General features: G+C 66.0%; 22 protein-coding genes. 10 read left to right on the top strand and 12 right to left on the bottom strand.

What is annotated here, in order from left to right; all coding sequences use genetic code 11:
* Positions 1 to 2 precede the first annotated feature (2 nt).
* The 5 genes from KF857_11380 to KF857_11360 all read right to left on the bottom strand — a co-directional run bounded on the left by KF857_11380 (position 3) and on the right by KF857_11360 (position 4,431).
* Positions 3 to 542, bottom strand: a complete 540-nt coding sequence (locus tag KF857_11380; protein MBX3112600.1) for a CoA-binding protein — start codon at positions 540 to 542, stop codon at positions 3 to 5.
* Between the two features lie 37 nt (positions 543 to 579).
* Positions 580 to 1,017, bottom strand: a complete 438-nt coding sequence (locus KF857_11375; GenBank protein MBX3112599.1) for a hypothetical protein — start codon at positions 1,015 to 1,017, stop codon at positions 580 to 582.
* Positions 1,018 to 1,139: 122 nt separating this feature from the next.
* The gene (locus KF857_11370; protein MBX3112598.1) at positions 1,140 to 2,393 is read right to left on the bottom strand and encodes an O-acetylhomoserine aminocarboxypropyltransferase/cysteine synthase; all 1,254 of its coding nucleotides are present in this window, start codon (positions 2,391 to 2,393) and stop codon (positions 1,140 to 1,142) included.
* Between the two features lie 39 nt (positions 2,394 to 2,432).
* Entirely contained in the window at positions 2,433 to 2,867 is a 435-nt protein-coding gene (locus tag KF857_11365) for a cupin domain-containing protein (GenBank protein MBX3112597.1), read from the bottom strand.
* A 67-nt stretch (positions 2,868 to 2,934) separates the two neighbouring features.
* On the bottom strand, positions 2,935 to 4,431 hold the full coding sequence (locus KF857_11360; GenBank protein ID MBX3112596.1) for a PQQ-dependent sugar dehydrogenase: 1,497 nt from the start codon (positions 4,429 to 4,431) through the stop codon (positions 2,935 to 2,937).
* 61 nt (positions 4,432 to 4,492) lie between these two features.
* Here KF857_11360 and KF857_11355 point away from each other — a divergent pair, with 61 nt between their 5' ends.
* From KF857_11355 to uxaC, 5 genes are read left to right on the top strand one after another with little or no spacing between them, the layout of a single operon-like run.
* Positions 4,493 to 5,473 carry a cellulase family glycosylhydrolase gene (locus KF857_11355; protein MBX3112595.1) on the top strand — a complete coding sequence of 327 codons (981 nt, stop codon included), beginning with the start codon at positions 4,493 to 4,495 and terminating at the stop codon, positions 5,471 to 5,473.
* Between the two features lie 23 nt (positions 5,474 to 5,496).
* Positions 5,497 to 7,248 carry a DUF4838 domain-containing protein gene (locus KF857_11350; GenBank protein MBX3112594.1) on the top strand — a complete coding sequence of 584 codons (1,752 nt, stop codon included), beginning with the start codon at positions 5,497 to 5,499 and terminating at the stop codon, positions 7,246 to 7,248.
* A 21-nt stretch (positions 7,249 to 7,269) separates the two neighbouring features.
* Positions 7,270 to 8,064 (top strand): SDR family oxidoreductase, encoded by a 795-nt coding sequence (locus KF857_11345; protein MBX3112593.1) that lies wholly within the window; start codon positions 7,270 to 7,272, stop codon positions 8,062 to 8,064.
* Positions 8,064 to 9,191 carry an alcohol dehydrogenase catalytic domain-containing protein gene (locus KF857_11340; GenBank protein ID MBX3112592.1) on the top strand — a complete coding sequence of 376 codons (1,128 nt, stop codon included), beginning with the start codon at positions 8,064 to 8,066 and terminating at the stop codon, positions 9,189 to 9,191. The genes KF857_11345 and KF857_11340 overlap by 1 nt, the downstream gene beginning before the upstream one ends.
* Complete coding sequence (gene uxaC / locus KF857_11335; GenBank protein MBX3112591.1) at positions 9,179 to 10,594, top strand: glucuronate isomerase; 1,416 nt, start codon at positions 9,179 to 9,181, stop codon at positions 10,592 to 10,594. Before KF857_11340 ends, uxaC begins: the two co-directional genes overlap by 13 nt.
* Positions 10,595 to 10,611: 17 nt before the next feature.
* Here the strand turns inward: uxaC and KF857_11330 are convergent, their stop codons facing one another.
* The gene (locus KF857_11330; GenBank protein ID MBX3112590.1) at positions 10,612 to 13,026 is read right to left on the bottom strand and encodes a hypothetical protein; all 2,415 of its coding nucleotides are present in this window, start codon (positions 13,024 to 13,026) and stop codon (positions 10,612 to 10,614) included.
* A 108-nt stretch (positions 13,027 to 13,134) separates the two neighbouring features.
* Here KF857_11330 and KF857_11325 point away from each other — a divergent pair, with 108 nt between their 5' ends.
* Positions 13,135 to 14,391 carry a M24 family metallopeptidase gene (locus tag KF857_11325; protein ID MBX3112589.1) on the top strand — a complete coding sequence of 419 codons (1,257 nt, stop codon included), beginning with the start codon at positions 13,135 to 13,137 and terminating at the stop codon, positions 14,389 to 14,391.
* A gap of 13 nt (positions 14,392 to 14,404) precedes the next feature.
* On the opposite strand, the gene KF857_11320 is transcribed toward KF857_11325, so the two are convergent.
* On the bottom strand, positions 14,405 to 15,106 hold the full coding sequence (locus tag KF857_11320) for a creatininase family protein (protein ID MBX3112588.1): 702 nt from the start codon (positions 15,104 to 15,106) through the stop codon (positions 14,405 to 14,407).
* A gap of 97 nt (positions 15,107 to 15,203) precedes the next feature.
* On the opposite strand from KF857_11320, the gene KF857_11315 reads away from it, so the two are divergent.
* The 4 genes from KF857_11315 to KF857_11300 are packed head-to-tail and all read left to right on the top strand — an operon-like array spanning position 15,204 to position 19,423.
* Positions 15,204 to 16,199, top strand: coding sequence for a substrate-binding domain-containing protein (locus tag KF857_11315; GenBank protein ID MBX3112587.1), 996 nt, complete (start codon positions 15,204 to 15,206; stop codon positions 16,197 to 16,199).
* A 4-nt stretch (positions 16,200 to 16,203) separates the two neighbouring features.
* Positions 16,204 to 17,652 (top strand): sugar ABC transporter ATP-binding protein, encoded by a 1,449-nt coding sequence (locus KF857_11310; protein MBX3112586.1) that lies wholly within the window; start codon positions 16,204 to 16,206, stop codon positions 17,650 to 17,652.
* Positions 17,649 to 18,611, top strand: coding sequence for an ABC transporter permease (locus KF857_11305; protein MBX3112585.1), 963 nt, complete (start codon positions 17,649 to 17,651; stop codon positions 18,609 to 18,611). The genes KF857_11310 and KF857_11305 overlap by 4 nt, the downstream gene beginning before the upstream one ends.
* The gene (locus KF857_11300; protein MBX3112584.1) at positions 18,608 to 19,423 is read left to right on the top strand and encodes an amidohydrolase family protein; all 816 of its coding nucleotides are present in this window, start codon (positions 18,608 to 18,610) and stop codon (positions 19,421 to 19,423) included. Before KF857_11305 ends, KF857_11300 begins: the two co-directional genes overlap by 4 nt.
* Here the strand turns inward: KF857_11300 and KF857_11295 are convergent.
* Genes KF857_11295 through KF857_11275 form a run of 5 tightly spaced genes read right to left on the bottom strand, consistent with a single transcriptional unit; the run spans position 19,405 to position 23,730 of the window.
* A complete protein-coding gene (locus KF857_11295; GenBank protein MBX3112583.1) occupies positions 19,405 to 20,487 on the bottom strand; it encodes a Gfo/Idh/MocA family oxidoreductase in 1,083 nt (360 codons plus the stop codon). The genes KF857_11300 and KF857_11295 overlap by 19 nt on opposite strands.
* Positions 20,484 to 20,993 (bottom strand): VOC family protein, encoded by a 510-nt coding sequence (locus tag KF857_11290; protein MBX3112582.1) that lies wholly within the window; start codon positions 20,991 to 20,993, stop codon positions 20,484 to 20,486. Before KF857_11290 ends, KF857_11295 begins: the two co-directional genes overlap by 4 nt.
* Positions 20,994 to 20,996: 3 nt before the next feature.
* Positions 20,997 to 21,761 carry an SDR family oxidoreductase gene (locus KF857_11285; GenBank protein ID MBX3112581.1) on the bottom strand — a complete coding sequence of 255 codons (765 nt, stop codon included), beginning with the start codon at positions 21,759 to 21,761 and terminating at the stop codon, positions 20,997 to 20,999.
* Positions 21,758 to 22,747 (bottom strand): alpha-ketoacid dehydrogenase subunit beta, encoded by a 990-nt coding sequence (locus tag KF857_11280; GenBank protein MBX3112580.1) that lies wholly within the window; start codon positions 22,745 to 22,747, stop codon positions 21,758 to 21,760. Before KF857_11280 ends, KF857_11285 begins: the two co-directional genes overlap by 4 nt.
* Positions 22,744 to 23,730, bottom strand: coding sequence for a thiamine pyrophosphate-dependent dehydrogenase E1 component subunit alpha (locus tag KF857_11275; GenBank protein MBX3112579.1), 987 nt, complete (start codon positions 23,728 to 23,730; stop codon positions 22,744 to 22,746). The genes KF857_11280 and KF857_11275 overlap by 4 nt, the downstream gene beginning before the upstream one ends.
* Positions 23,731 to 23,764 lie beyond the last annotated feature (34 nt).

Here is a 23,764-nt window from a genome sequence, read left to right as displayed (position 1 = left end):
TGCTACCGACGCCGTCGCTCCCGTTGCGCGGTGACGACCTCGGTGTTCATCCCGGCCCAGTGCAACGCCCCGGAGTAACGCCCGTGCTCCATCTTGATGCAACGGTCGGCCACCACCATCAGGCCCGCTGCCTGGGCCTTGGCGGCCGCGTCCAAGTCGTAGAGACGAAGCTGCATCCAGACCGCCTTGGCCCCGATGGCGATCGCGTCGTCGACGATCCCGGCGACTTCGGTGTTCGGACGGAAGATGTCGACGACGTCGACGGGGAAAGGCACCGCACGGAGATTGGGGTACGCCTTTTCGCCCAGGATTTCCTCGGCTTTGGGGTGGACGGGGACCACCCGGTAGCCCTCGTCCTGTAGATAACTGGCGACCATGTTGCTGGCTTTGGTCCGGTCGGTGCTGAGGCCGACGACGGCGATGGTCTTGGCTTCGGCAAGGACGCGCCGGACGACCCGGCTGTCCTGGAAGAGGTCACGCTGATCGGGGGTCAGGGCCGTGTTCAGCCGGATGTCGCATGCCGGGGCGTGGCCGAAGCTCATTACTCTTGTCCCTACTCCGATAGTACCGGCAGTGGCGTCACTTGACCCGCTGGTAGGGGAACTCGACGCGACGTCCTTGGCCGTTGACATTGCCCTCGATCGCAGCGGTGAGGTCGTCGCCTTTCAGGGTGTAGAGGATACGCTGAGGGAAGTCGTGGCCTTTGTTCTCAAAGACGACGCTTTGCTTGTCGGCCTTGATGAGTTTGAAGACCGCTTCAGCTTGGCCTGACGGTTTGGCGACGTACTCGAGGACTCCCGCTTTGTCGGCACGGACGATCAGGAACTCGTACTCGGTGGTCTTTCCGTCGCGGACGGTGCGGGAATAGCCGATCATGGTTCCGCCGGCGGGCTTGGACCAATGCTCGGTGACAAGGCGGCCGCTGCGCTCGAACTGCCACTCTCCGGCCAGCCAGGCGAGGTCGTCGATCTTGGTCTGGGTCATGGTGGCGGCGACAAGGATCATGTTGGTCAGCATTGTCTTGACCAGGATACGACGAGACGGCTTCGGGCTGTTCCGGCCTGCAGATCGTGGTCTGGATTATCGAGCTCGCTCAAGTCGTCCAAGGTTGGCCTTGAGTGTGTTTGGCTTACACCGTGTCAGATGGCCGCCAGCGCCTGTTCAAGGTCCCACAACAGGTCGTCCGTCGTCTCCAAACCGACGCTCAGGCGAATCGTCCCGGCGGTAATGCCGCAGGCGGCGAGTTCGTCATCGTTCAGTTGCTGGTGGGTCGTGCTGGCGGGGTGGATGACCAGGCTCTTGGCGTCGCCCACGTTGGCCAAGTGGCTGAAAAGGTTGAGGGACTCGATCAGGCTCTTGCCCGCCATACGGACGTCCCCTCCGGTCGGACGAAGCTCGAATGACAGGACGGCACCGGGGCCCAACGGCAGATACTTCTTGGCGCGGGCGTGGTGCGGATGGGAGGGGAGCCCAGCGTAATGGACTCTCTCAACCTTTTGGTGTGATTCCAAGTATTCGGCGACGGCCCTGGCGTTGGCGACGTGGCGGTCCATGCGGACGCTCAATGTCTCGACGCCCTGGAGGAGCATGAACGCGTTGGTCGGCGAGATGCATGCCCCCGTGTCGCGCAATGTCTCGGCGCGCAGCTTCATGAGAAAGCCGTAGTGGCCGAATGTGTCGGCAAACTGGAGCCCGTGGTAGCTGGCCGACGGGCCGGCCACGCTGGGGAACCGGGAGAAGTCAAAGTCGCCCGAGTCGACGACGACACCGCCGATGCTGGTGCCGTGGCCGCCGACGAACTTGGTGGCCGAATGCACCACGATGTCGGCGCCCCACTCGATAGGGCGGAACAGGTACGGCGTCGCAAAGGTGTTGTCGACGACAAGCGGCACCCTCTTGGATTTAGCCAGTTCACCAAGAGGTTGAAAATCGGGAATTGACCCGACTGGGTTGCCAATCGTCTCGACAAAATAGAGCCGTGTCTGGGGCGTCGTGGCTTCGGCCCAGGCGTCGAGGTCGTCGGGGTCGACAAACTTGGTTTGCACAGACAGCTTTCCCAGGGTGTGGGTGAGCATCGTCAGGCTGCCGCCATAGAGGTGGGAGGACGCGACGACCTCGTCGCCGGGCTGGCAGAGAGTCATCACCGTGGCAAACTGCGCGGCCATGCCGCTGGCCAAGGCCACTGCCCCGGTGCCGCCTTCGAGCGACGCCATGCGTTCCTCAAAGACCGCGGTGGTCGGGTTGTTGATGCGGGTGTAGATGTTGCCGTACTGCTTGAGTTCAAAGAGGTGGGCGGCCTCGTCGGCGCTCTCAAAGACGTAGCTGGTGGTCTGGTAGATCGGCACCGCCCGCGCCCCGACATGGGGGTCGGGCACCTGGCCGGCGTGCAGCATGCGGGTTTCGAACCCGAACTCCCTGGGTCTCTTCATGGTTCAAGTCCGCACAAACTGCCGTACCGCCTCGGGGAGCCCGGCGACCTCTTCGGCGGTGGGTCGGCGCGGCTTGTCGCGCTCCGCGCTGACCACGCAAAGGAAACCCATCACGCACCCTTGGGTGGCGCGGAACTGGTGGTACGTCATCGGTGGAACGTGGACGACGTCGCCTGGGCCGACGGGCGTCACCGTGTCGCCGACCAGCACGTGGCCGTTGCCCTCATGGACCATGACGAGATGGGCGTGTTCGTGGCGCTCCAGTGTCGAATGGCCGTCCGGCTGGATCTCGAAGTACCGCAGTTCCACTCCCAGGTCGTGGGCTCCGGAGAACAAGGTCTGGCGCGTGATGGACTTGAAGTGCGTCCCGCCGTCCTCCTTATAGGGGTGGACGTCCACGCCCTCCCACCGGTTGCCGCCGACATGGTGCCTGACCATCTGAGGCCGTGAGGATACCGGCGGCCGAGGGGCCGGGCCGCGCGAACGGCCCGGCTGAGGATGCGCTTCAGTTGGTCGCCGACAACCGCACGATGATGTCCGGATCGTTGAGGACGACGTAGATGCCGCCGTCCGGCCCGGTCCGCACGTCGCGGACACGGCCGCGGCCGTAGAGGAGTTCTTCCTCCTCAACGAGCTTGCCGCCGTCCACGCGAAGCCGACGGACGGTCTGGCCCGCCAGACCGCCGGCGAAAAGGTCGCCCTTCCACTTGGGGAACATCTTGCCGTTGCCTTCGCTGAGGCCGCTGGCCGCGATGCTCGGCATCCAGCGGAGGGCCGGCATGGTGATCTTTTGGTCGGCGGTCGGCCAGGGCACCACGAAGGGCGAGTCGTTGTAGTTGATCCCGAAGCACACGACCGGCCAACCGTAGTCACCCCCCTTCTGGAGGTGGTTCAGTTCGTCGCCGCCGCGCGGGGCGTGTTCGGTGTCCCAGACCTCGCCGTTGGCGCGGACGACCAACCCTTGCGGGTTGCGGTGTCCCCATGTCCATGTCCCCGGGAACGGGCTGTTGGGGAACGGGTTGTCCTTGGGCACGGAGCCGTCGTCGTTCAGGCGGTACACCTTGCCCCAGGGTACGTCGAGTTTGTGCGACGACATGTTGCCCCCGCGTTCGCCGACGCTGAAGTACACGTGACCCTTGCCGTCAAAGGCGATCTTGCCGCCGAAGTGGATGCCTGCGCCGGTGTAAAACCGTTGCGGTGCCTCAAAGATGGTCTGCTGCGAGCCCCACCGTCCACTTGCGCCGTTCCAGGTGATCTTGCCCCGCACGATCTTGGTCAGCGCGGCGTTCCCGCCGTCTTTCTTGGGGTCGGCCACGGCAATGTAGACCCAGCCGTTCTTGGCGTAGTCGGGGTGCAAGACGACGTCCATCAGACCGCCTTGGCCCAGCTCCCTGCTCGGAGGCAGCCCGGTGACCTCGCCCACGACCCCGCCGTTCTTCAACACCATGAGGCGGCCCGACCTCTCCGACACCAGCATGCGGCCGTCGGGAAGGAACTCCAGGCACCACGGCAACCGCAGGCGCTGGCCCCGGTCGACGACGGTGTCGACCTTGTACTTCCCGTACTTGGATGTGAAAACGCCGCCGGACTCCTTGGGACGCCATCCTCCGTCGCGGAGGCCCTTGTTTTGCAGTTCACGGATATGCACGACCAGAGCCCAGACCTCTTCGTCGCTGTGGGTCGCGCCGAACTCGTCCATCCCCCAGTCGGGGTTGCCCTTCTTGATCGTGTTGAAGAAGGGGACGTCCCACTTCTGGTCGAACTTGTCAATGTTGACAAGGGACTTGGCCGAGCCGCCTTCCGCCTTGGTCCCGTGGCACTTGGCACAGTTGTCGTTGTAGAGCTGGGTCACGTTGACGGAACGCCGCTGCGCGGGGATCCCGCTGAGGATCGGGACAGGCTCGGCCGACGGCGCGGCCTCAGAAGTCGTGGCGGGTGCGGAGTTTGTGCAGGCGATGGCGAAGACGCCGCCGGCCACAGCGATCAAGAGGCGAGGGTCCACGCGGACACTATACGGCCTCCGGTGCCGGATTGCCAAGTCGTCACCTTGTCTAAACTGACCCATGCCTTGGACCGGCTTCAACTTTCAGTGGGTCTTCTCGTGGGAGCCGGGAGCCAGACCCGCTTCGCCCGACCTGCGGGCCCTCGACTTCATGGCACGAAACGGGTTCGACTTCGTGCGCCTGGCGTGCGACTACCGGTTTTGGACGGTCGGTGGGGACTACGAGGCCATGGACGAGGGAGTCTTGGCCGCGATCGACGGCTACCTCGCCGTTTGCCGGGAGCGGGGGTTGCACTTCAGCCTTAACATGCACCGCGCACCGGGGTACTGCATCAACCGGCCTGATATCGAGCGGCATAACCTGTGGACCGACCGGGAGGCTCAGGACGGGTTTGTCTTTCAGTGGGAGACCTTCGCCCGCCGGTACAAGGGTGTGCCGGGCGACGTCCTTAGCTTCGACCTGGTCAACGAACCACCCGACATCGGGCAGTACGGCATGACCCGGGACGTGCACGAAGCGTTGGTGCGCCGCGTGGTGGCGGCGATACGGGCGGTCGACCCCGGACGGACCATCGTCATCGACGGCCTGGAAGGGGGGCACGTCGCGATGCCGGAACTAGCGGACCTCGACGTCGTCCACTCGGGGCGGGGCTACCAACCCATGCCGGTCAGCCACCAAGGCGCGACCTGGTGGGAGGGTTGGAAGGGTCATGACGCGGTGTATCCCGGTGGCGACTGGTGGGGGCACCCGTGGGACAGGGCGGCCCTCCATGAGTTCTATGCCCCTTGGCGCCAGGTCGCCGCGATGGGGAGGCCCGTCCACATCGGTGAGTTCGGCTGCTTCAACCAGACACCCAACGACGTCGCCGTCCGGTGGTTCACCGACCTCGTCGGTTTGTGGCGGGAGTATGGTTGGGGTTGGTCTCTCTGGGGGTTCGAGGGCGCGTTTGGGATCGTGGAGCACGGCCGGCCCGGGGCGCACTACGAGACCGTGGACGGGTACCTGGTCGACCGGGAACTCTTAGAGATTCTGCGCCCCTAAGGTGGTCCCGACATAATCCAGCCATGTTCACCATCCTTGTCGCGACGGCTCTGGCGCCCCGGGTGGACAAGACATGGCAGACCGTCGTGACCTCGCCGGACGCGACTCCGGCCGAAGCGAGGGCGGCGCAGGAGTTGGCGACGACTCTGGCCAAGGTCACCGGTGCGCCCTCGAAAGTCACCCAGGCGACCAAGACCCTCCCCGATTCATGCGTCGTCGTCGGCAGGGGGAAGCTGGTCGACCGGTACTTTCCGTCTGCCCACTATGAGCGGCTTGGCGACGAAGAGTCGCTGATGACGCGTCGGGGAAGCCGGCTCCTCCTCACCGGAGGCCGGCCCCGGGGCACGCTCTACGCGGTCTCTCGGTTCCTACAAAGGCATGCCGGAGTCCGCTACTGGACGCCGTGGGCGACCACCGTCCCGAAGAACCCACGACTGGCCGTCCCCAAGCAAGACGACCGCCACAAACCAGCGTTTGAATACCGCGACCCCTACTGGTACGGGTTCATGGACGGGGACTGGCAATGGCACAACTTTGCCAACGGCATGGGCGGGGGCTTGGACGCCAGCCGAGGCGGCAAGACGGTCTATGGCGGGTTCGTCCACACCTTCTACGGCCTGGTGCCGCCGGAGAAGTACTTCGCGACCCACCCCGAGTACTTCAGCCTCGTCAAGGGCAAGCGGACCGCGGAGAACGCGCAACTGTGCACGACGAACCAGGCGGTGCGGGACATCATCGTGGAACGGGTCAAGGATATCTGCCGCCGCGACCCGTCCGTCAACATTGTCAGCGTCAGCCAGAACGACTGCTTCAACCCGTGCGAGTGTCCTGCCTGCAAGGCGGTGGACGACCGTGAGGGCAGCCACGCCGGGACAATGGTCGAGCTGGCCAACTATGTCGCCGACCACATCAGGTCCGAGTTCCCCAAGGTCGCCATTGACACCTTGGCCTATCAGTACTCGCGCAAGCCGCCGCGGTCGGTGCGGCCCCGGCCCAATGTGATCGTCCGGTTGTGCAGCATCGAATGTGACTTTGGCCGGCCCCTGGACGGACCCTCGAACAAGGAGTTTGCCGCCGACCTGAGGGGGTGGAACCGGTTGACAGACCGGCTCTACGTGTGGGACTACGTCACCAACTTCGCCCACTACGTCCAGCCGTTCCCCAACTACCGCGTCATGGGGCCGAACCTGAGGTTCTTCGCCAGCCACGGGGTCAAGGGCGTCTTCGAGGAAGGGGCCTACCAGTCCAGCGGGTCGGAGATGACCGAGATGCGGGCTTGGGTGCTGGCCCGACTCATGGATGACCCGGGCCAAGACGACCGCGCCCTGACCGCAGAGTTTCTCAACGGTTACTATGGGGCCGCCGGCCCTCATATCTTGCATGCCCTGGACCGGCTGGCGGTAAAGGCGGCGGCGAAGAAGACGTGGATTTATGACGGCCCCGACGCCCACTACCTGGACTTCGACACGATGCTGGCCGTAGAGCGAGACTGGCGGCTGGCCGCCGAGGCGGTGGCACAAGACGCCGGACTGACCTGGCGGGTCAAGACCGCCCGGCTGGCGCCGCACACGGTGTGGCTGCGGCGGTGGGACGAGTTCCGGGCCGCCGCGGCGTCGCGGGGGGTGGCGTGGCCCTTGTCAGCCGACCGGAAGGCGTTCGCCCAAGACTGGCTGGCCGACGCCCTCTCGGCAGGGCCCAAGGGGTGGACGCCGATGACGGTGGTCAACGAAGGGGGTAAGTCCCCGCAACAGTTCGTCGCCGAGGTCGGCGGCTAGCCACCGTTGCATACTGGCCCCATGTTCAGCCTTCACGGCAAGCATGTCGTCGCGCTCGGGGGCACCGGTGTCCTTGGTGAGGCGATGGTGAAGGGGTTGGCCGGCGCGGGGGCGACGGTCAGCCTGGTCGGTCGTGACCGGGGAAAACTGGACGCCTTGGCGGCCCAGGTCGGCGGAGCGGCATGGACAGCTGACGCCGGTGACTTCGAGGACTTGGCCCGGGTGGCCGGCGAGGTCGCGGCCCGACAGGGCCCGGTCGACGTCTTGCTTGCCGCCGTCGGCGGCAACCGCCCGGAGGCGACCCTGCGGCCCGACCAAGGCTTCTTTGACTGGGATTTGGACGCGGCCAAGGAGACCTTTGACTTGAACCTGTTCACGGGCGCGGTGCACCCGGTCTTCGCCTTTGGGCCCCACGTCCGGCCCGAGGGCGCGAGTGTCGTCACGGTGACGTCGGTGGCGGCCGAACTGCCGATCAGCCGGGTCGGTGCCTATGCGGCCGCCAAATCGGCCTTGGACACCTGGACCCGCTGGTGCGCCGTCGAGTGGGGTGGGCGTACGGGGGGACGGGTGAGAGTGAACGCGGTCCAGCCGGGCTTTTTCATCACTGAGCAGAACCGCTTCCTCCTCACCGACCAGGCGACTGGTGAACTGACTGAACGGGGTAGGAAGATCATCGACCACACGCCGGCAGGACGGTTTGGTGTCCCGGAAGACTTGGTGGGCGCGGTCCTCTACCTGGCCAGTGACGCCAGTAAGTTTGTGAACGGCACCGTCCTGACGGTCGACGGCGGGTTTTGTTCATGGTGGGGGCTGTGATGGAATCCATCGTCGAACTTCCGGCGTCCATGCCCGCCGGGGTCTTGGTCGGGCCACGCGACTTGAGTGTCATGGACATCCCGATGTGGCCGGTCGGTTCCTACGGCGACCCCGACATCGTCCTGGTCCAGATCAAGGCGTGCGGCGTCTGCGGGTCAGACTTCCGCTACTACCTGGGCGAGAACCCGTGGGCCCAGCACACCCTCGGCCGCTTTGTGCCGAACCCCCCGAACATCGTGCTGGGACACGAGTACGCCGGGGTCGTCGTGGCGGTGCAGTCCGAAGCGAACCGGCGGCTTTTGGGCAAGCGCGTCGCGCCAGTCTGTTCCAAGGTCTGCGGGCGATGCCCGGATTGTCAGGCCGGCCGGTCGCGGCTGTGCCCGGACACCGTCCATATGGGCCATGGCCAAGGCTGGGGCGACCAAGACTACTTTCCCGGTGCCTACACCCGGTTTGCCCCGTCTTGGGGCCAGAGTTGCTTTGAGATCGCCGACTCGCTGAGCTTTGAGGAAGCGGCGATGATGGACATCTTGGCGGTCTGTCTCCACGTCGCCGAGCAGGGGCGGGTCCAGCCCGGGCGGCCGGTGCTTTGTGTCGGGGCAGGGCCGGCGGGGAACGGCGTCGCCCAGGCGGCCTTGGCGCTGGGGGCCAGCCACGCCGTGCTTCTCGACCAATCACCGGTGGCCCTGGACATCGCCACGCGGCAGGGCGTGGGCGTCGCGGTGGACACCCGCGGCCTGTCCGACGCAGACTTGCTCTCCACGCTGTCCGGATTGGCCCCGGAGGGGTTTGGCTCGGTGTTTGACACGGTCGGCAAGGCGGAGACGTTGGACCTTGGCGTGAGAATCCTAGGCAAGGCTGGCACGCTGGTCAACCTCGCGGTACACGACGAACCGGTGCCCGTCAACTTCTTGCGCCTTGGTTCGGAGCGAAGCATCGTCACCAGCTGCAACTTTGAAGTCGGCGACTATCCCCGGGCGTTGGCATGGCTGGAACAGGGACGGTTCCGCGTCAAGGAGTGGCAGACGAAGACGACCCTTGCCGACCTCCCGCGCCTCTTCCGCGAGAACACGGGCGAAGGGAAGAAGGGGGTGTTCAAACTGGTGGTCGATCCATGGGCTTCGTAGACGAAGACTTCCTCTTGGGCAGCGACGAAGCATGCCGCCTTTACCACGACTATGCGGAGGGGCTGCCGATCATCGACTTCCATTGTCATTTGCCCGCGGACCAAATCGCCGCCGACCACCGGTTCCGTGACTTGGCCGAGGTCTGGCTGGAGGGTGACCACTACAAGTGGCGGGCGATGCGGGCCAACGGGGTGGCCGAGCGGTTCTGCACCGGCGACGCCGCACCGCGGGAGAAGCACCAGGCGTGGATGGAGACCCTGCCCTACACCCTGCGCAACCCCTTGTACCATTGGTCGCACCTGGAGGCATGGCGGTACTTCGGCGTCACCGGGACACTGACGCCGGAACGGGCCGACGAGCTTTGGGACCGGGCGGACGAAGTGCTCGGAAGCCTGACGACACGGGCCATCCTCGCCCGAGACCGGGTGGCCGTGGTCTGCACCACCGACGACCCGGCCGATTCCTTGGCCCACCACGAGGCTTGCCGAGGGCTCAAGACGCGGGTGCTCCCCACTTTTCGACCCGACCGGGCGACCGGGGTGGACCGGCCCGAAGCCTTCATCCCCTGGATCCAGCGCCTGAGTGAGGCGTCGGGCGAAAAGATCTTCAGTCTCGGCCACCTGATGGCGGCATTGAAGAAACGTCACGACGCCTTCCATGCCGTCGGTGGCCGGCTTTCCGACCACGGGGTGACGACCCTGCCGACCGAGACGCTGACGAACTCTGAGTTGCAGCGGGTCTTCGTCCGCGCCGCCACGGGGCACGCCGCCTCGCCAGAAGAGCAACGGGGGTTCATGCGGTTTGTCCTGGGCGAAGTCGCCGCGTGGAACACCGAGAAAGGGTGGACCATGCAGTTTCACCTGGGGCCCTTGCGAAACGCTAACCCCCGGGCCTTCGCCGGTCTCGGCCCCGACACGGGCTTTGACAGCATCGGCGACGATCGCCACGCCATCGGGTTAGCGTCGTTTCTGGGCGAGCTTGAGGCAGCGGGCCGACTGCCAAAGGTCGTCCTCTACAACAACAACCCGGCCGACAACTACGTCTTCGCGACGATGGCGCAGAACTTTCCGAAGGAGGGTGTGCCGGGTCGGGTGCAACTTGGGTCCGGGTGGTGGCATCTGGACCAGCGCGACGGGATCCGGATGCAGTTGGACGCGCTCTCGAACTGCGGCTTGTTGCGGCGGTTTGTCGGCATGGTCACCGACTCGCGGAGCTTTCTCTCGTACACCAGGCATGAGTACTTCCGGCGCGTCTTGTGCGACGTGCTGGGGGCCGAGATGCGGGACGGGCTCCTCCCCCGCGACTTTGACATTGTCGGGGCATTGGTGCGCGAGGTGTGCCACACCAACGCCCGAGACCACTTCGGGTTTGACATCGACGCCTCGTTTGCGGCCAAGGGTTAGCGGGCGACGACGGCGGCCTAGACCTGGTGTCGGTAGGTCATGGTCGCCTTCCAGGTCCCGTCCGGTTGGCGGTCCACATGGGCGGTGCCCCAGCCGTTGGCGGTGATGAAGGGAAACCGGTTCTTTGCCTTGCCCGTGCGGGGGCGGAACGAGACGGCGTTGCGTGGGCCGTGGCAATAGAACCCGGTGAGGGCGACGAACACCCCATACGACGCCATCGCCCGGCCGTAATGGTCGCTGCACTCGATCTCGTTGTAGGGGTTGCGCTTATGGGGCGCGTAGCGGTCATGGACGGCGCGTTCGACGGCAAGACCCTCGGTGACGAGGCCCTCGTAGATCATTCCCGCGGCGGCCTGGTGCTCGAACCCGCTCATGCACTCGTTGAAGTACATGCCGGCCCAGGCGTCCTGGCCCTTGCCGACCGCTTGGTCAGCGCCGCCCTTAGGGAAGGTCGTCATGATAAGACCGGCTTCGCCGGGCAAGGCGTACCAGCGCCCGCCTGGGATCGTCTTCATGCCCCGGCGGTAAACCCCGACGTCCGGGGCGAAGTTGTGACGAAAGAGGGCGGCCATCGCCGACCGCGCCTCTTGGGCGGGCACGATGCCGCCGAGGCCCAACTGGTGCGCCCATTGCTGGCCGTAGAGTTGGTCGATGTGGCACCCCTTGTTGGTGTTGTTCCGGTCGCGGTGGGCCGGGTCGGTGATGTTGACGAAGTACTCCCCGTCGAAGAGTTGGGCGACCATCGACTTTTCACCCGCGCGACAGACCGCGGAGCATTCGGCGGCGAACGCGGTGTCCCCCATTTCTCCGGCCATCGCCCCGCAAGCCTTGACCGCGGCCAAGTACAGGCCCGAAATCCAGGCTAGCTTGCCATACCAAGCGGCGTCAAGAGTGTTGTACTGCCCTCCCTCGAGGATGCCGTCCCGGTCGGGGTCTTGGGTCATCAGGAGTTGGGTCGCCTTCTTGACCTGGGGATAGACCCCCTTGAGGAAGTCGTCGTCCGGGGACATGAGATGCTCGCGGTATGCGCGCAGGATGCATCCGGCCTGGCCGTCGTGGGCCACGCTACGTCCGAACTCGCCACGGTAATCGATCGCGCCGGTGTCGGCATGGAAGAACCGCCCGAAGTCGACCTTCTCGCGCAGGTACCGCTCGACCTCGGGAAAGACCCGCCCGATCGCCTGGGCATAGCCCCACACGTGGGTGCAGCAACCATGACAACAGCCGACCCCTTCCCAGAACCAGAACCGACCGTCGTCGAACCGGTAACAGGTGTTGGTCGCCAGGATCGAGGTGTTGGCAAAAGTCCGGTCGAGGAGCCAGTAGGGAAGGGTCGAGTCGTACCAGGTGTCCCGCCACTTGAAGGTGGTCTCCTCCAGGTCGGACCAATTCTCGACAAGGTCGTCGAGGACGTCGCCGGCGTCGCTCCACCGTGTGCCGTACCACCGCCGGGTGGGCTCCTTGAACCCGTTCACCTGGGCATGGGGGAAGTGCCACGCGACAAAGACATGGCGTGACGCGGTCTGTCCCGGGGCAAGGTCCAGCGGGGTCGAGACGGTCGCCGAAGGGCGCGTGCCCGGGGTCTCCATGACCTCTCCCTCGGTGACGCCGACGGCGAAACTGCCCCAGTCCGGTGTCGGGGCAAGGCGGACGGTGGCGTCGGGCACGGTCTCGAACGACGCGCCGGTCCACCGGGACCCCGTGTCGGCGGACTTGTCCCGCGCCTGCCGCCTGGCGACGGTAAGGGTGACATGCTCGGCGACGTCCTTCGAATAGAGGAGGGCCGGGTGCTCGCAGGCGCAGGCGACGACGACCTTGCGCCGGGTCGAGCCCAGGTTGGTCACGGTGTATTTCATGACCACGGCAGGATAGGACGAGCGCTCGATGTCCAAGGGGATGAACGGGGAGAAGGCCTCGAGCACCACCCTCAGGCCATGTCCGGTGTAGGTGACGGTTCCGACCGGGTATTGGCCGAGGAAGGTCGTCTCGTCCCAGTGTCCCGACTCAAGGGGCACGCCGTCACAGCTGAACTGGATACGGAACGGCGAGACATTGGACGGTGGGTCGACGTAGTTGGCCCCACTCGACTCATTAAGGGTCTCCTTGCCGTACTTGGCCTGGTGCGCGACGGTGCCCTGGTGGTGTTGGTTGAACACGTCCCAGTTCCAGAGGCGTCCGTCGCCGCCAAGGTACACGGTCCCCGCAAAGCAACCTCCCACCGGCATACCGACGAATTTGAGCTCGTCGCCCCTCAGGACGGCGGGCTTGCCCCGGTCGGTCAGCGACTGGAGCCAAGCGGCGGAAAACTTCTTGTCGGCAGGGACCAGGTGCGCCTCGTCGACTTGAAACGGCCCCGCGAACGCCTCGAGGCGTTGGCCCCACGTCGCGGTGGTGACCGCTCCGGCCTGCTTCAACATCGAACGGCGGGACATGGACATGGGTGAAGTCTACTGCGGCTTTCTCACCTCGTCGTGCGACACCGCCGCGACGACAGTGCCAAAGGAACTTCTTACGGTTCGGAAAGTGTAAGAATCCGGACTATGGGTGTCGAGGCGAGACAGGCGAAGGCGGCGGCGGCGTGGAACTTGACGGACGAGATCGTGGTCGTGGGAGCAGGCGACCCTCAGGGCCGACCGGGATACCACGACCAATGCTATCCCTATGTCCCTCACACCGAGTACCGCTGGCTGACCGACTGCCGCCGGGAAGGCGGGATCGTCGCCTACGACCCCAAGACGGGTTGGGCGCACTTCGAGCCGCCGGTGAGCGAAGCCGAGTGCGTCTGGGGGCCAGGGCCGGCTCCCGTCGGTCGGCCGGTCGCTGAGTTTGGGCCCTGGCTGGAAGAGCGTGCCGGAAGACCCTTGGCCGCGTTGGGCTGCTACGCAGACCCCCACGCGGACCCGAAGCTCTCGGAGACCCTCAGCCGCATTCTCCATCACGTCCGCCGCCCCAAGGACGCCGGTGAGGTCGCGCTGATGCGCCGCGCGGCCGCGGCGACGCTGGCGGGTTACGAGGCGATCAGGCGGGCCGTCCGCCCTGGGGTCACCGAGCGTGACATCCAGATCGAGTTTGAGTACGCGATCGCCAAGGCCGGAGCCGACGGGCCGGGATATGCCTCCATCGTCGGGGCCGGGCCCGATTCGGCCGTCTTCCACCTGACCCCGGGGGCCAGGGCGCTCCAAGAAGGCGACTTCTTGTTGGTCGACGCGGGCGCGGAGGTGGAGGGGTATGTCGTCGACGTCACCCGGACCTTCGCCTGCGGTGGCCTGACCGATGAAAAGGCCAAGTTGCAGGCGGCGGTCGTCGCGGCAGAGAAGGCCGGTGTCGCCGCATGCACGGCCGGTCGGGAGTGGCACGACGTCCACGCGCTTTGCGCGCGGCGGATGGCCGAGGCGTTGGTCGACCTGAAGGTGTTGCGGGTGTCGCCCGACGAAGCGGTCGCGGGCGGCGTCATGTCACTTTTCTTCCCCCACGGGGTCGGGCACACCGTCGGGCTCGGCGTGCGCGACGCGATGGCCCAGCCGCCCGGACTGGACCGGGACCGCACGGTCGCCGGGGTCAGGGTGCGGATCGACATGCCGCTTGAGGTGGGCTACGCGGTGACGGTGGAGCCGGGGTGCTACTTCAACCCTGCCCTTCTGACCAGCGAAGAACGTCGGGCCAAGTGGGCCGACCAGGTTGACTTCGACCGGGCCACGGCCTGGTTGGGCCACGGCGGGTGTCGGTGCGAAGACACCGTCGTCGTCACCGACGCCGCACCGCTCAACCTGACCGAGGCCATACCATACGGCCCGTGACCTCGGGCACGGGTCACAGAGACTCGATGACCGCCCTGGTCTCGGCCACGCCGACCTCCCAGAGGGCGAACATGTCAGTGTCGGCCCTTTGGTACGCCCCGCCGAATGATCCGTCACCGAGGCCCTGGCGGACGGTATCGGCGCCCTGTCCCCGGAGTCGGGCGTAGTCGACCATTGGTTTGGGATTGTCGGGGGGCTCGGCACCCTCGACCCGGGTCCAGGGGAAGTTCTCCATCCAGTTGGCGTGGGTGCCCTGGGGGTCGAGTTCGTCCACCTTCGCCCGGGTCAAAGGGGCGTTCCACCAGTCGTGCCAGGCCACGCGGACTCCCGGGAGCGGGCAGGCCGCCGCCCATTCGTAAGCCGTCGCGGCACAAGGGGTGTTGCCGCCGTGGCCGTTCACAAAGAGGAACCGGCGGAAGCCCTGGCCCGACAGGCATTCGAGGATGTCGACGATGATCGCCCCCAATGTGGTGACGCGGAGACTCACCGTGCCTGGATATGCGGAAAAGGCCGGTGTGACACCGTAAGGCTGGACGGGGAACACGGGCACGCCAAGAGGCCCGGCAGCCTCGACGGCGACCCGGAACGCCAAGGTGCTGTCGGTGGCGAGGCTGAGGTAGGCGTGCTGCTCGGTACAGCCCAGCGGGACGACGCACCGGTCGTCCTCGGCCAGCCGAGACTCAACCTGCCGCCAGTTGCACTCGTCAATTCTCATCTTGCGCTTGTACCTCCGGCCACGGGGCGGCCGCGGCGGTCCGATTCACGGAGAATGCGGCGATCTGAGCCCAAAATCGGGCAAACTGGGCTTCACCATGAAACGGCTCGCATTGCCGCTGGCCCTGGTCGGGCTGGCCGGCCTCTTCCTGACCGCCTGCAATCCGCCGGCCGAACCCGCGAAAGACGGGGCGGCGGCAAAGCCTGCCGCCTCGGGCAAGCTGACGATCGCGATGATCCCCAAGGGCACCTCCCACGTCTTTTGGAAATCGGTCGAGGCCGGGGCCAAGAAGGCGGGCGACGAGTTGGGCGTCGAGGTGATTTGGAAAGGCCCCCTGAAGGAGGACGACAAGGACGGACAAGTCAAAGTCGTCGAAGACTTCACCGCCAAGAAGGTGAGTGCTATCGGCCTCGCCCCGCTGGACAACAGCGTCCTGCGCGTGCCGGTGACCAACGCCCAAGACGCCGGCATTCCCGTGCTGATCTTCGACTCCGGCCTGAAAGACGTCGACACAGTTAGCTTTGTCGCCACCGACAACAAGGCGGCGGGCAAGCTCGGCGGCGAACGTCTGGCCAAGCTCTTGGGTGGTAAGGGCAAGGTCATCCTCCTCCGCTACATGGAGGGCTCGGCGAGCACGATGGAACGTGAGGACGGCTTTATGGAAGCGATGAAGGAGAACCCCGGGATCACCGTCATCAGTGAGAACCAGCACGCCGGGGCGTCGGTGGAGTCGGCCCAACAGGTTGCCGAGAACCTGCTGCAGCGGTTCAAGGACGTGGAGGGCATCTTCTGTCCCAACGAGTCAAGCGCTTTCGGCATGCTCCGGACGCTCCAAAACGCCGGGCTGGCCGGAAAGATCAAGTTTGTCGGCTTTGATGCCAGCGACCAGTTGCTCACCGCGCTGGAGAAGGGCGAGATCGACGCCTTGGTGGTGCAAAACCCCGAAAAGATGGGTTACCTGTCGGTCAAGACCCTCGTCGCCCACCTGAAGGGTGAGAAGGTCGAGAAGCGCATCGACACGGGCGCGGCGGTGGTCGACAAGGAAAACATGAAGACCCCTGAGATCAACGACCTCCTGCACCCCAAACTCTGACGGCATGGCTCTGCTGGAGGCCCGCGGGATCCGCAAGGCGTTTGGCGCCAACCTTGCGCTAGACAACGTGGATTTCACCCTTGACCAGGGTGAGATCCACGCTCTTGTTGGCGAGAACGGCAGCGGCAAGAGCACTCTGATGCGGATACTGCACGGGGAACTGGCCCCTGACGCGGGGACCCTTACCCTTGACGGCAAGCCATACGCGCCACGCTCGGTCGGGGACGCCCGCGAGGCGGGGGTCGCCCTGGTCCACCAGGAACTCGCCGTGTGCGCCCACCTCACCGTGGCCGAGAACATCTTTCTGGGACAAGAGGTCCGGAGCGGCCTGTTGCGCGACCGACGTAAGATGGACGCGGAGGCCCGCCGGCACCTGGGGGCCCTTGGGGTGGGAGACCTCGCCCCGGACCGGATGCTGTCCAGCCTGTCGCCCGCCCAGCGCCAGCTCGTCGAGATCGCGCGGGCGATGATGTCAGACGCACGGGTGGTGCTCTTTGACGAACCCACGTCGAGTCTGGGCCAGAAAGACGTCGGCCACCTTTTCGAAGTCGTCAAGCGGTTGGCCTCGTTGGGCAAGGGGGTCGTCTACATCAGTCACTTCTTGGACGAAGTCAAGGAGGTCTGTGACCGGGCGACCTTCCTTCGCGACGGGGTCTTGGTCGGCCACGTCGAGGTCTCGGAGACTGACACCGACGGGATGACCCGGCTGATGGCGGGGCGCGAGATCGGGCAGATGTACGTCCGGTCGGACCGCTCGCCAGGCGAGGTGGTGCTGTCGACATCCGGCCTGCACGGCCCCCGGCTGCCCCTCGGAGTTGACCTAGAGCTTCGCTCGGGCGAGGTGCTCGGGCTTGCCGGGCTTAACGGGTCGGGCCGCACGGAGTACGTCCGGTGTCTCTTTGGTCTCGACCGGCTGAAGGCCGGGAAGGTCTCGACGGCGACGGGCCGGGCGGTGGGATGGCCGTGGGCCGGTATGGTCAGCGAAGACCGTAAGACCGAGGGGCTCGCCCAGGCGCTCAGCATCGCCGACAACCTGACATTGCCGCGTCCGGGCCGGGTGAGCGTGCGCGAATCCGACTTGCGGCAACGCACCGACGCCGTCGTCACCGCGCTCAACGTCAAGTGCCGTTCGCCTTGGCAGCCGATCGGGTCGCTGAGCGGGGGTAACCAGCAAAAGGTCGCGATCGGGAGGCTGTTCGACCAGTCTTCGTCGGTGTGGTTCTTGGACGAGCCGACGCGCGGGATCGACGTGGGGAGCAAGGCAGAGATCTACAAGATCATCGACCGGGGGGCGTGCGAAGGGAAGGCGGTGTTGCTGGTCAGTAGCCACCTTCCGGAGTTGCTGGGTCTCTGTGACCGCATCGCCGTCTTCCGGCGCGGCGAGGTCGTGACGGTTTTGGACGGGAGGGCGACGGACGAACAGACGTTGCTCGGGTGGTGCACTGGCGCATGAAGGCGTGGAAGAAAGCTCTTGGACTGGTCTTGGTTTGGGTGGCGATTGTCATCGCCTTCAACGTGGCGTTGAACGGATCGTTCGCCACGCCGGTGAACTTCGAGATCATGATCCGGCAGACGGTCATCACCGGCTTCACCGCCATCGGAATGACCTTCATCATCATCACGGGGGCGATCGACCTTTCGGTCGGGTCCTTAGTGGCCTTGGTCACGGTCGTCATTGCCTTTTGTCTCAAGTCGGGGATGGCCCCATTGCCTTCCGCATTGGTCGGTGTTCTGTCGGGAGGGGTAGCCGGATGGGCGAACGGGTTCCTGACGACCAAACTAAAGGTCGGATCGTTCATTGTCACCCTTGCGACCTTGTTGGCGTTCCGGGGCATCGCCAAGGGCGTTGCGAACGAACAAAAGATCGACGTGCCAATGAACTGGCTGCGCAACATGACCGGTGCGCTGCCCCCAGACCAACGGTGGCAGATCCTGCCGCCAGGGGGATGGATGGTCATCGCCCTGGGGGTGCTGGCCCACTGGGTGCTCAACTCGTCCGTTTTCGGCCGCCACGTCGTGGCGACGGGCTCGAACGAAGCGACGGCGCGGATGTGCGGGATCAACACCGACCGGGTGAGCCTGTGGGTGTTCGGCCTCGCCGGGTTGTGCTTCGGGCTTGCCGGCCTCACCCAGTTCTCGCGGTTGACGGTGGGTGACCCCACCGTCGCGGTCGGACTGGAACTCTCGGTCATCGCCGCCGTGGTCATCGGAGGAGCGAGTTTGAACGGGGGCGAGGGGTCGATCTTCGGCTCGCTGGTCGGGGCGCTGATCATGACCACGATCGCGTCGGGAGGCTCTCAGTCCGGTTGGCCCAACTGGGTCCAGGAGATCGTGACCGGCGCGATCATCCTCACGGCGGTGGCCCTCGACCGGTGGCGGCTGGCCCGAGCGGCGGCGGCCGGGGCCGAGTGACCGTGCGGATCGACGCCCACCAACACTATTGGCGCTACGACCCGGTCGAGTTCGCGTGGATCACGGACGAAATGGCGGTGTGCCGCCGTGATTTTCTGCCTGCCGACCTCGCGCCGCTCTTGGCCGAGGCCGGGATGGTCGGGTCGGTCGCGGTGCAGGCGCGGTCGTCAGAGGTCGAGAACGATTTCCTGCTCGGCCTCGACGACTCGGTCCTTGGCGTCGTCGGCTGGGTGGACTTGACGTCCCGCGACGTGGACGACCGGCTCGCCAAGTGGGCCTCCCGACCGCGCTTCCGCGGGGTCAGGGAGGCGGCCCAGGGCGAACCTCCTGGGTTCTTGACGCGCCCCGAGTTCATCGCCGGGGCGAAGCGGCTGGCGGCGCACGGGCTCACCTACGACCTGTTGGTCTATGCCGACCAGTTGGTCGAGACTTGCCAGTTTGCCGACGCGGTCAGTTGTCCGCTCGTCTTGGACCATTGTGCCAAGCCTGGGATCAGGCGCGGCGAGTGGGAGCCGTGGGCGACCCACGTCCGCGAGTTGTCTCGGCGCGAGCACGTGTGGTGCAAGGTTTCGGGCCTGGCCTTTGAAGCGGACTGGCCGACGTGGGACGAGGCGACCCTCGGCCCCTACGTGCATCACGTGTTGGAATGTTTCGGCCCGGGTAGGTGCATGGTCGGTTCCGACTGGCCGGTGTGTCTGCCGGCCGGCTCTTACGGACGGGTGGTCGGATCGCTTGAGTCCTGCCTCTCGGGGACCGACCGCGACGGTGTCATGGGACTGAACGCGGCCCGGTTCTACGGGCTCGGCCAGTAGGAGCGGGGGTCGACCCCGGGCGTGGCCGCGTCGGTGTAAGCCGCCTCGACCAAGGCCATCGTGCGGAAAGCGTCCTCAAAGTGGGTCTCGGGGACGGCCTGTGGGTCGGCCGCCCATCGCATCATGGCGGCCATGGGGCCGCGGAAAGCGTGGGGGAACCAACTCCCCTCAAGCGGGACCGCCTCCCAGCCGGCCCCGGTGTTGACCTCCAGCCAGTCCGGTGCGCCAGTGGGGTAGTCCATGTTCAGTCCCATTTGGAAATGGAGCGCGCCCTCGGTGCCCTCAAGGGCGACCCGGCTGGTCTGGTGCTTGAGCCCGTAGTCGTGGGCGTGGAAGGTGACGACCTGGGCGCGGACGGCATGCCCTTGGGGCGAGGCCCCGAAGTCCATGAGCACCGCCGACCGGCTCGAATGCAATTTGGGGCTGGCGGGGTGCCGGTGGGTGGTCGCCTTCACCCACCGGGGTTCGCCGAGGAGCGCCCGCACGAAGTCGAGGTAGTGGATGGAGTGGTAGACGATTTCCATCCTCGGCGACAGTTCAAGGAACGGCCAGATCGCCCAGGGCATATGCACGTGGACCTTGATGTCGACCTCGACGAGGTCGCCGAGGAGCCCTTGGCCGACAGCGTCCCGAGCGGCCAACGCATAGGGTGCGGACCGGAGTTGGAAGTTGACCGCCGCCCTCAACCGTTTGGTCAGGCAGATGTCGTGGATCTCTCGGGCCTGTCCGAGGTCTTCGCCCATCGGCTTTTGCATGAGGACGAGGGACTGGTCGGGCAGTTGCCGCAGGACGTCGGCGGTGGCCTTGGCGGGGACGGCCAGGTCGTAAACGCAGTCTTGGGAGCCAGCGGCGACGATCTCTTCCACCGTGCCGGCGACAAGGGGGACTCCGAACTCCTTGGCCAGTTCTTCGGCCCTGGGCCGGTCGACGTCGCAGATCGCCTCGACCTTCCAACCGCACATGGCGTAGGCGGGGAGGTGGGCGTGCCTGACGATCCCGCCCGCGCCGATCGACTTGATCGGCAGGGGCTTGACCAAAAGGTCAGGATGCTGACGCAACGTCATGGTTTGGTGACTTCGCGGCCGTCCATCGTGCCCCAAGGCCGGCCGGGTGGCGGTTGCAACATTTCCAGGGTGATGTCGTCAGGGTCAAGGAAGTAGACCGTGTAGCCGCCCTTGTTCACACCGGCGACGATCTCGACGGGGGCAGGGGCGCGGAACCGGACCCCCGCGGCGCTGAGCCGCTCGTAGTCGCCGTGGATGTCGTCGGTGACAAAACACAGGTGGGGCGAACCGGGCCGGTTCGTCGCCACGTCGGTCTTGTCGCCTCGGGGGTGGACGTATTCCACCAACTCCAAATGGTGGTTCGAGGGACCGACAAACGCTCCGGGGATCCGGAGCATCGCGACCTTGAGATGGGCGCCCTCGTAGCCGACCAGCTTGGCGGTGTACTCGTTGTGCTGGACTTGCTGGTGGTAGAGCTCAAGCCCGAGCAAGTCGCAGTAGAAGGCTACGGACGTTTCGATGTCCGAGACGGTGAAACTGGTGTGCCAAACGCCGTTGTATGCCATGGGTCATCTCATGAGGGTGCCGCCGCAGACGTCGATGGTCTGGCCGGTCACATAGCTGGACTCCTCGCTGAGGAGGAACGCGACCGTTTGGGCGACGTCGTCGGGGGTGCCGACGCGCCCCATGGGGACGGTCTTGAGGAGCAAATCGAGTTGTTCTTGTGGGGTCGTGCCGCGCGCCAGCGCCCGGTTTTGGGCGTTGGCCTGGGTCATCGGCGTGTCGATCATTCCGGGGGCGACCGCGTTGAAGCGCACCCCGTGCCCGGCATAGACAAGGGCCAGCGACCGGGTGAGGCTCACGAGGGCGGCCTTTGAGGCGCCGTAGTCGATTTGTTCGAGTTTGGGCAAGAACGCCGACACCGACGCCATGTTGACGACGGCACCCGGTGCGCCTCGGCTGACGAGTCGGTCGGCAACGGCGCGGCTGAGGAAAAACGGCCCGTGGACATTGACGGCGAAGGTCAAGGCAAACTCCTCCGGCGTCACCTTGTCGACTGGCCGGGTCAGGCAGACCCCGGCGACGTTGACGAGGGCGTCGACCGGCCCCAAGTCGGCTTCGATGTCGGCCAGGAGGGCGGGGAAGCGGGCCACATCGGCGACGTCGGCCGCATAGGCCCGGCCACCGACGGTGTCGGCGATGACGCGGGCCGTCTCCGCGGTACGGTCGAGACAGGCCACCTTGACCCCCGCCGCAGCGAGCCGACGGGCGACCGCCGCGCCGATGCCTTGGCCGGCGCCGGTCACCAGGGCGACGCGGGCAGTCAGGGTCATCTTCCGAGGCACTCCAAGACGCGGGCCTTGATCTTGTCGGCCGAAGGCAGCACAGCGTCCTCAAGGTTCTTGGCGAACGGGACGGGCACATCGGCGGCGCACAGGCGCAGGACGGGGGCGTCGAGTTCGTCGAACCACTTCTCTTGCACCTGGGCGGCCAGGTCGGCGCCAAATCCGCACCGGGCGTGGGCCTCGTGGGTCACGACAAGGTGGTGGGTCCGGCGAAGGCTCGCCCCCACGGTCTCCAAGTCGAGGGGATTGAGGGTCCGCACGTCGACGACCTCGGCCTCGACGCCGTCGGCGGCGAGGGACTCGGCGGCTTGGAGAGCCAGATGGACGGTGTACGAATAGCTGACGATGGTGACGTCGCGTCCTTCGCGGACGACCCGGCACTGACCTAGGGGCTGCTCGGCCCCCACCGCCACCGGCCCCGACGTCCCGTACAGTTGCTTGTGCTCGATGAAGAGGACGGGGTTGTCGTCACGGATGGCGGCGAGAAGGAGTCCATGGGCGTCTGCCGGAGTGCCGGGGGTGACGACTTTCAGCCCGGGAATGTGGAGGAACAACGCCTCCAGCATCTGGGAGTGTTGGGCCGCAGCGCCTTTGTAGCCGCCCCCTTGCGTCCGGATGACGAGCGGCACGGGCAGGCCACCCGACATCGCCGTGGTCTTGGCGAGTTGGTTGACCAGCTGGTCCATCGCGACCAGGGAAAAGTCGAAGAACATCAGTTCGACCACCGGACGCAGGCCGGTCATCGCGGCGCCAAGTGCCATGCCGATGAACCCGGCCTCCGAGATCGGCGTGTCGAGGACGCGCTGCGCGCCAAACTCGTCGATCAGCCCCTTCGTGACCTGGAACATGCCGCCGTGGTGGGCGACGTCTTCTCCCAGGAGGACGACCCGGGGGTCACGCCGCATCTCGACTGCGACCGCGGCTCTGACAGCCTGGCTGTAGGTCATCGTCTCCACGGCACCGGCGACGCTCATACGAACACCCCCGCGAGGATCCGGTCGACGGCGGGTTCTGGCGACGCCAGGGCAAACTCAAACGCGGAGTCAACCGTCGCCTTTGCTTGGGCGTCGAGCTGGGCGAGCCCTTTCTTGTCGGTGAGTTTCTCCTGGACAAGCCAGTCGCCGAAGCGCTTGGTGGGTGAAGCCGCCTCCCACTTCGCGACCTCCTCCTTGGTCCGGTAGCCGACGCCAGGGTCGAGTTGGTAGTGGCCGCAGGTCCGGTAGGTCATCGCCTGCAAGAAGTACGGCCCGTCGCCCGCACGGCAACCCGCGGCGGCCTGGGCGACTTGGTCATAGACCTCAAGGACGTCGTTGCCGTCGAAGGTCGCGGTGCGCATGCCAAAGGACGCGAACCGCTTGGCAAGGTCCTCTTCGGCCGTGCTCCGGCTGAGGGGCGTCATCTCCGCATAGAGGTTGTTCTCGCACAGGAAGATGACGGGCAGCTTCATGACGGCGGCAAGGTTGAAGCACTCCATCGCCACGCCTTGGTTGACGGCCCCGTCACCGAAGACGGTCAACGCGACGTTGCCGAGACCTTGGTGTGCCGACGACCACGCCGCGCCGACAGCGGTAGGGATCCCACCGGCGACGATCCCATTGGCGCCGAGGAGGCCGTGGCTCGGGTCAAAGAGGTGCATTTTGCCGCCTTGTCCGCCGCAGAGCCCGTCGCGTCGGCCGAGGATTTCGGCGGCGACGCGGTTCAAATCGACGCCCTTGGCCAGGGCATAGCCGTGGCCCCGATAAGTCATCGTCAGGTAGTCGGTCTGACGCAAGGCCTTGCACGCCCCCGCGGGCAGGGCTTCTTGTCCCCGGGCCAAGTGAAGGGAGCCCCGGAGGTTCCCGGCCTGGGATTCGGCGAGGAGGCGCTCCTCAAACCGCACCATCAAGGCGATCTGTCCGAACAGCCCCAGCAGGTCGTCGCGCGTCAGGTTTGCGCGCGGTTTTTTGGCGGGTGGCACTGGGTAACAATACCCTTGGCCGGGGTCGCCTGAA

The organism is Fimbriimonadaceae bacterium, assembly GCA_019638795.1.
Lineage (GTDB): Bacteria > Armatimonadota > Fimbriimonadia > Fimbriimonadales > Fimbriimonadaceae > JAHBTB01.
Note: the sequence above shows the minus strand (reverse complement) of the source record. Positions and strands in the feature narration are given on the sequence as shown.

Excerpts from the sequence above, each read along its gene's own strand:
- KF857_11315 (MBX3112587.1), top strand. The coding sequence starts at position 15,204 with ATGAAACGGCTCGCATTGCCGCTGGCCCTGGTCGGGCTGGCCGGCCTC.
- KF857_11330 (MBX3112590.1), bottom strand. The coding sequence starts at position 13,026 with ATGTCCCGCCGTTCGATGTTGAAGCAGGCCGGAGCGGTCACCACCGCG.
- KF857_11370 (MBX3112598.1), bottom strand. The coding sequence starts at position 2,393 with ATGCTGCACGCCGGCCAGGTGCCCGACCCCCATGTCGGGGCGCGGGCG.
- uxaC (MBX3112591.1), top strand. The coding sequence starts at position 9,179 with ATGGGCTTCGTAGACGAAGACTTCCTCTTGGGCAGCGACGAAGCATGC.
- KF857_11290 (MBX3112582.1), bottom strand. The coding sequence starts at position 20,993 with ATGGCATACAACGGCGTTTGGCACACCAGTTTCACCGTCTCGGACATC.
- KF857_11310 (MBX3112586.1), top strand. The coding sequence starts at position 16,204 with ATGGCTCTGCTGGAGGCCCGCGGGATCCGCAAGGCGTTTGGCGCCAAC.
- KF857_11325 (MBX3112589.1), top strand. The coding sequence starts at position 13,135 with ATGGGTGTCGAGGCGAGACAGGCGAAGGCGGCGGCGGCGTGGAACTTG.
- KF857_11305 (MBX3112585.1), top strand. The coding sequence starts at position 17,649 with ATGAAGGCGTGGAAGAAAGCTCTTGGACTGGTCTTGGTTTGGGTGGCG.
- KF857_11295 (MBX3112583.1), bottom strand. The coding sequence starts at position 20,487 with ATGACGTTGCGTCAGCATCCTGACCTTTTGGTCAAGCCCCTGCCGATC.
- KF857_11350 (MBX3112594.1), top strand. The coding sequence starts at position 5,497 with ATGTTCACCATCCTTGTCGCGACGGCTCTGGCGCCCCGGGTGGACAAG.
- KF857_11355 (MBX3112595.1), top strand. The coding sequence starts at position 4,493 with ATGCCTTGGACCGGCTTCAACTTTCAGTGGGTCTTCTCGTGGGAGCCG.
- KF857_11285 (MBX3112581.1), bottom strand. The coding sequence starts at position 21,761 with ATGACCCTGACTGCCCGCGTCGCCCTGGTGACCGGCGCCGGCCAAGGC.
- KF857_11345 (MBX3112593.1), top strand. The coding sequence starts at position 7,270 with ATGTTCAGCCTTCACGGCAAGCATGTCGTCGCGCTCGGGGGCACCGGT.
- KF857_11320 (MBX3112588.1), bottom strand. The coding sequence starts at position 15,106 with ATGAGAATTGACGAGTGCAACTGGCGGCAGGTTGAGTCTCGGCTGGCC.
- KF857_11280 (MBX3112580.1), bottom strand. The coding sequence starts at position 22,747 with ATGAGCGTCGCCGGTGCCGTGGAGACGATGACCTACAGCCAGGCTGTC.
- KF857_11340 (MBX3112592.1), top strand. The coding sequence starts at position 8,064 with ATGGAATCCATCGTCGAACTTCCGGCGTCCATGCCCGCCGGGGTCTTG.
- KF857_11375 (MBX3112599.1), bottom strand. The coding sequence starts at position 1,017 with ATGCTGACCAACATGATCCTTGTCGCCGCCACCATGACCCAGACCAAG.
- KF857_11365 (MBX3112597.1), bottom strand. The coding sequence starts at position 2,867 with ATGGTCAGGCACCATGTCGGCGGCAACCGGTGGGAGGGCGTGGACGTC.
- KF857_11380 (MBX3112600.1), bottom strand. The coding sequence starts at position 542 with ATGAGCTTCGGCCACGCCCCGGCATGCGACATCCGGCTGAACACGGCC.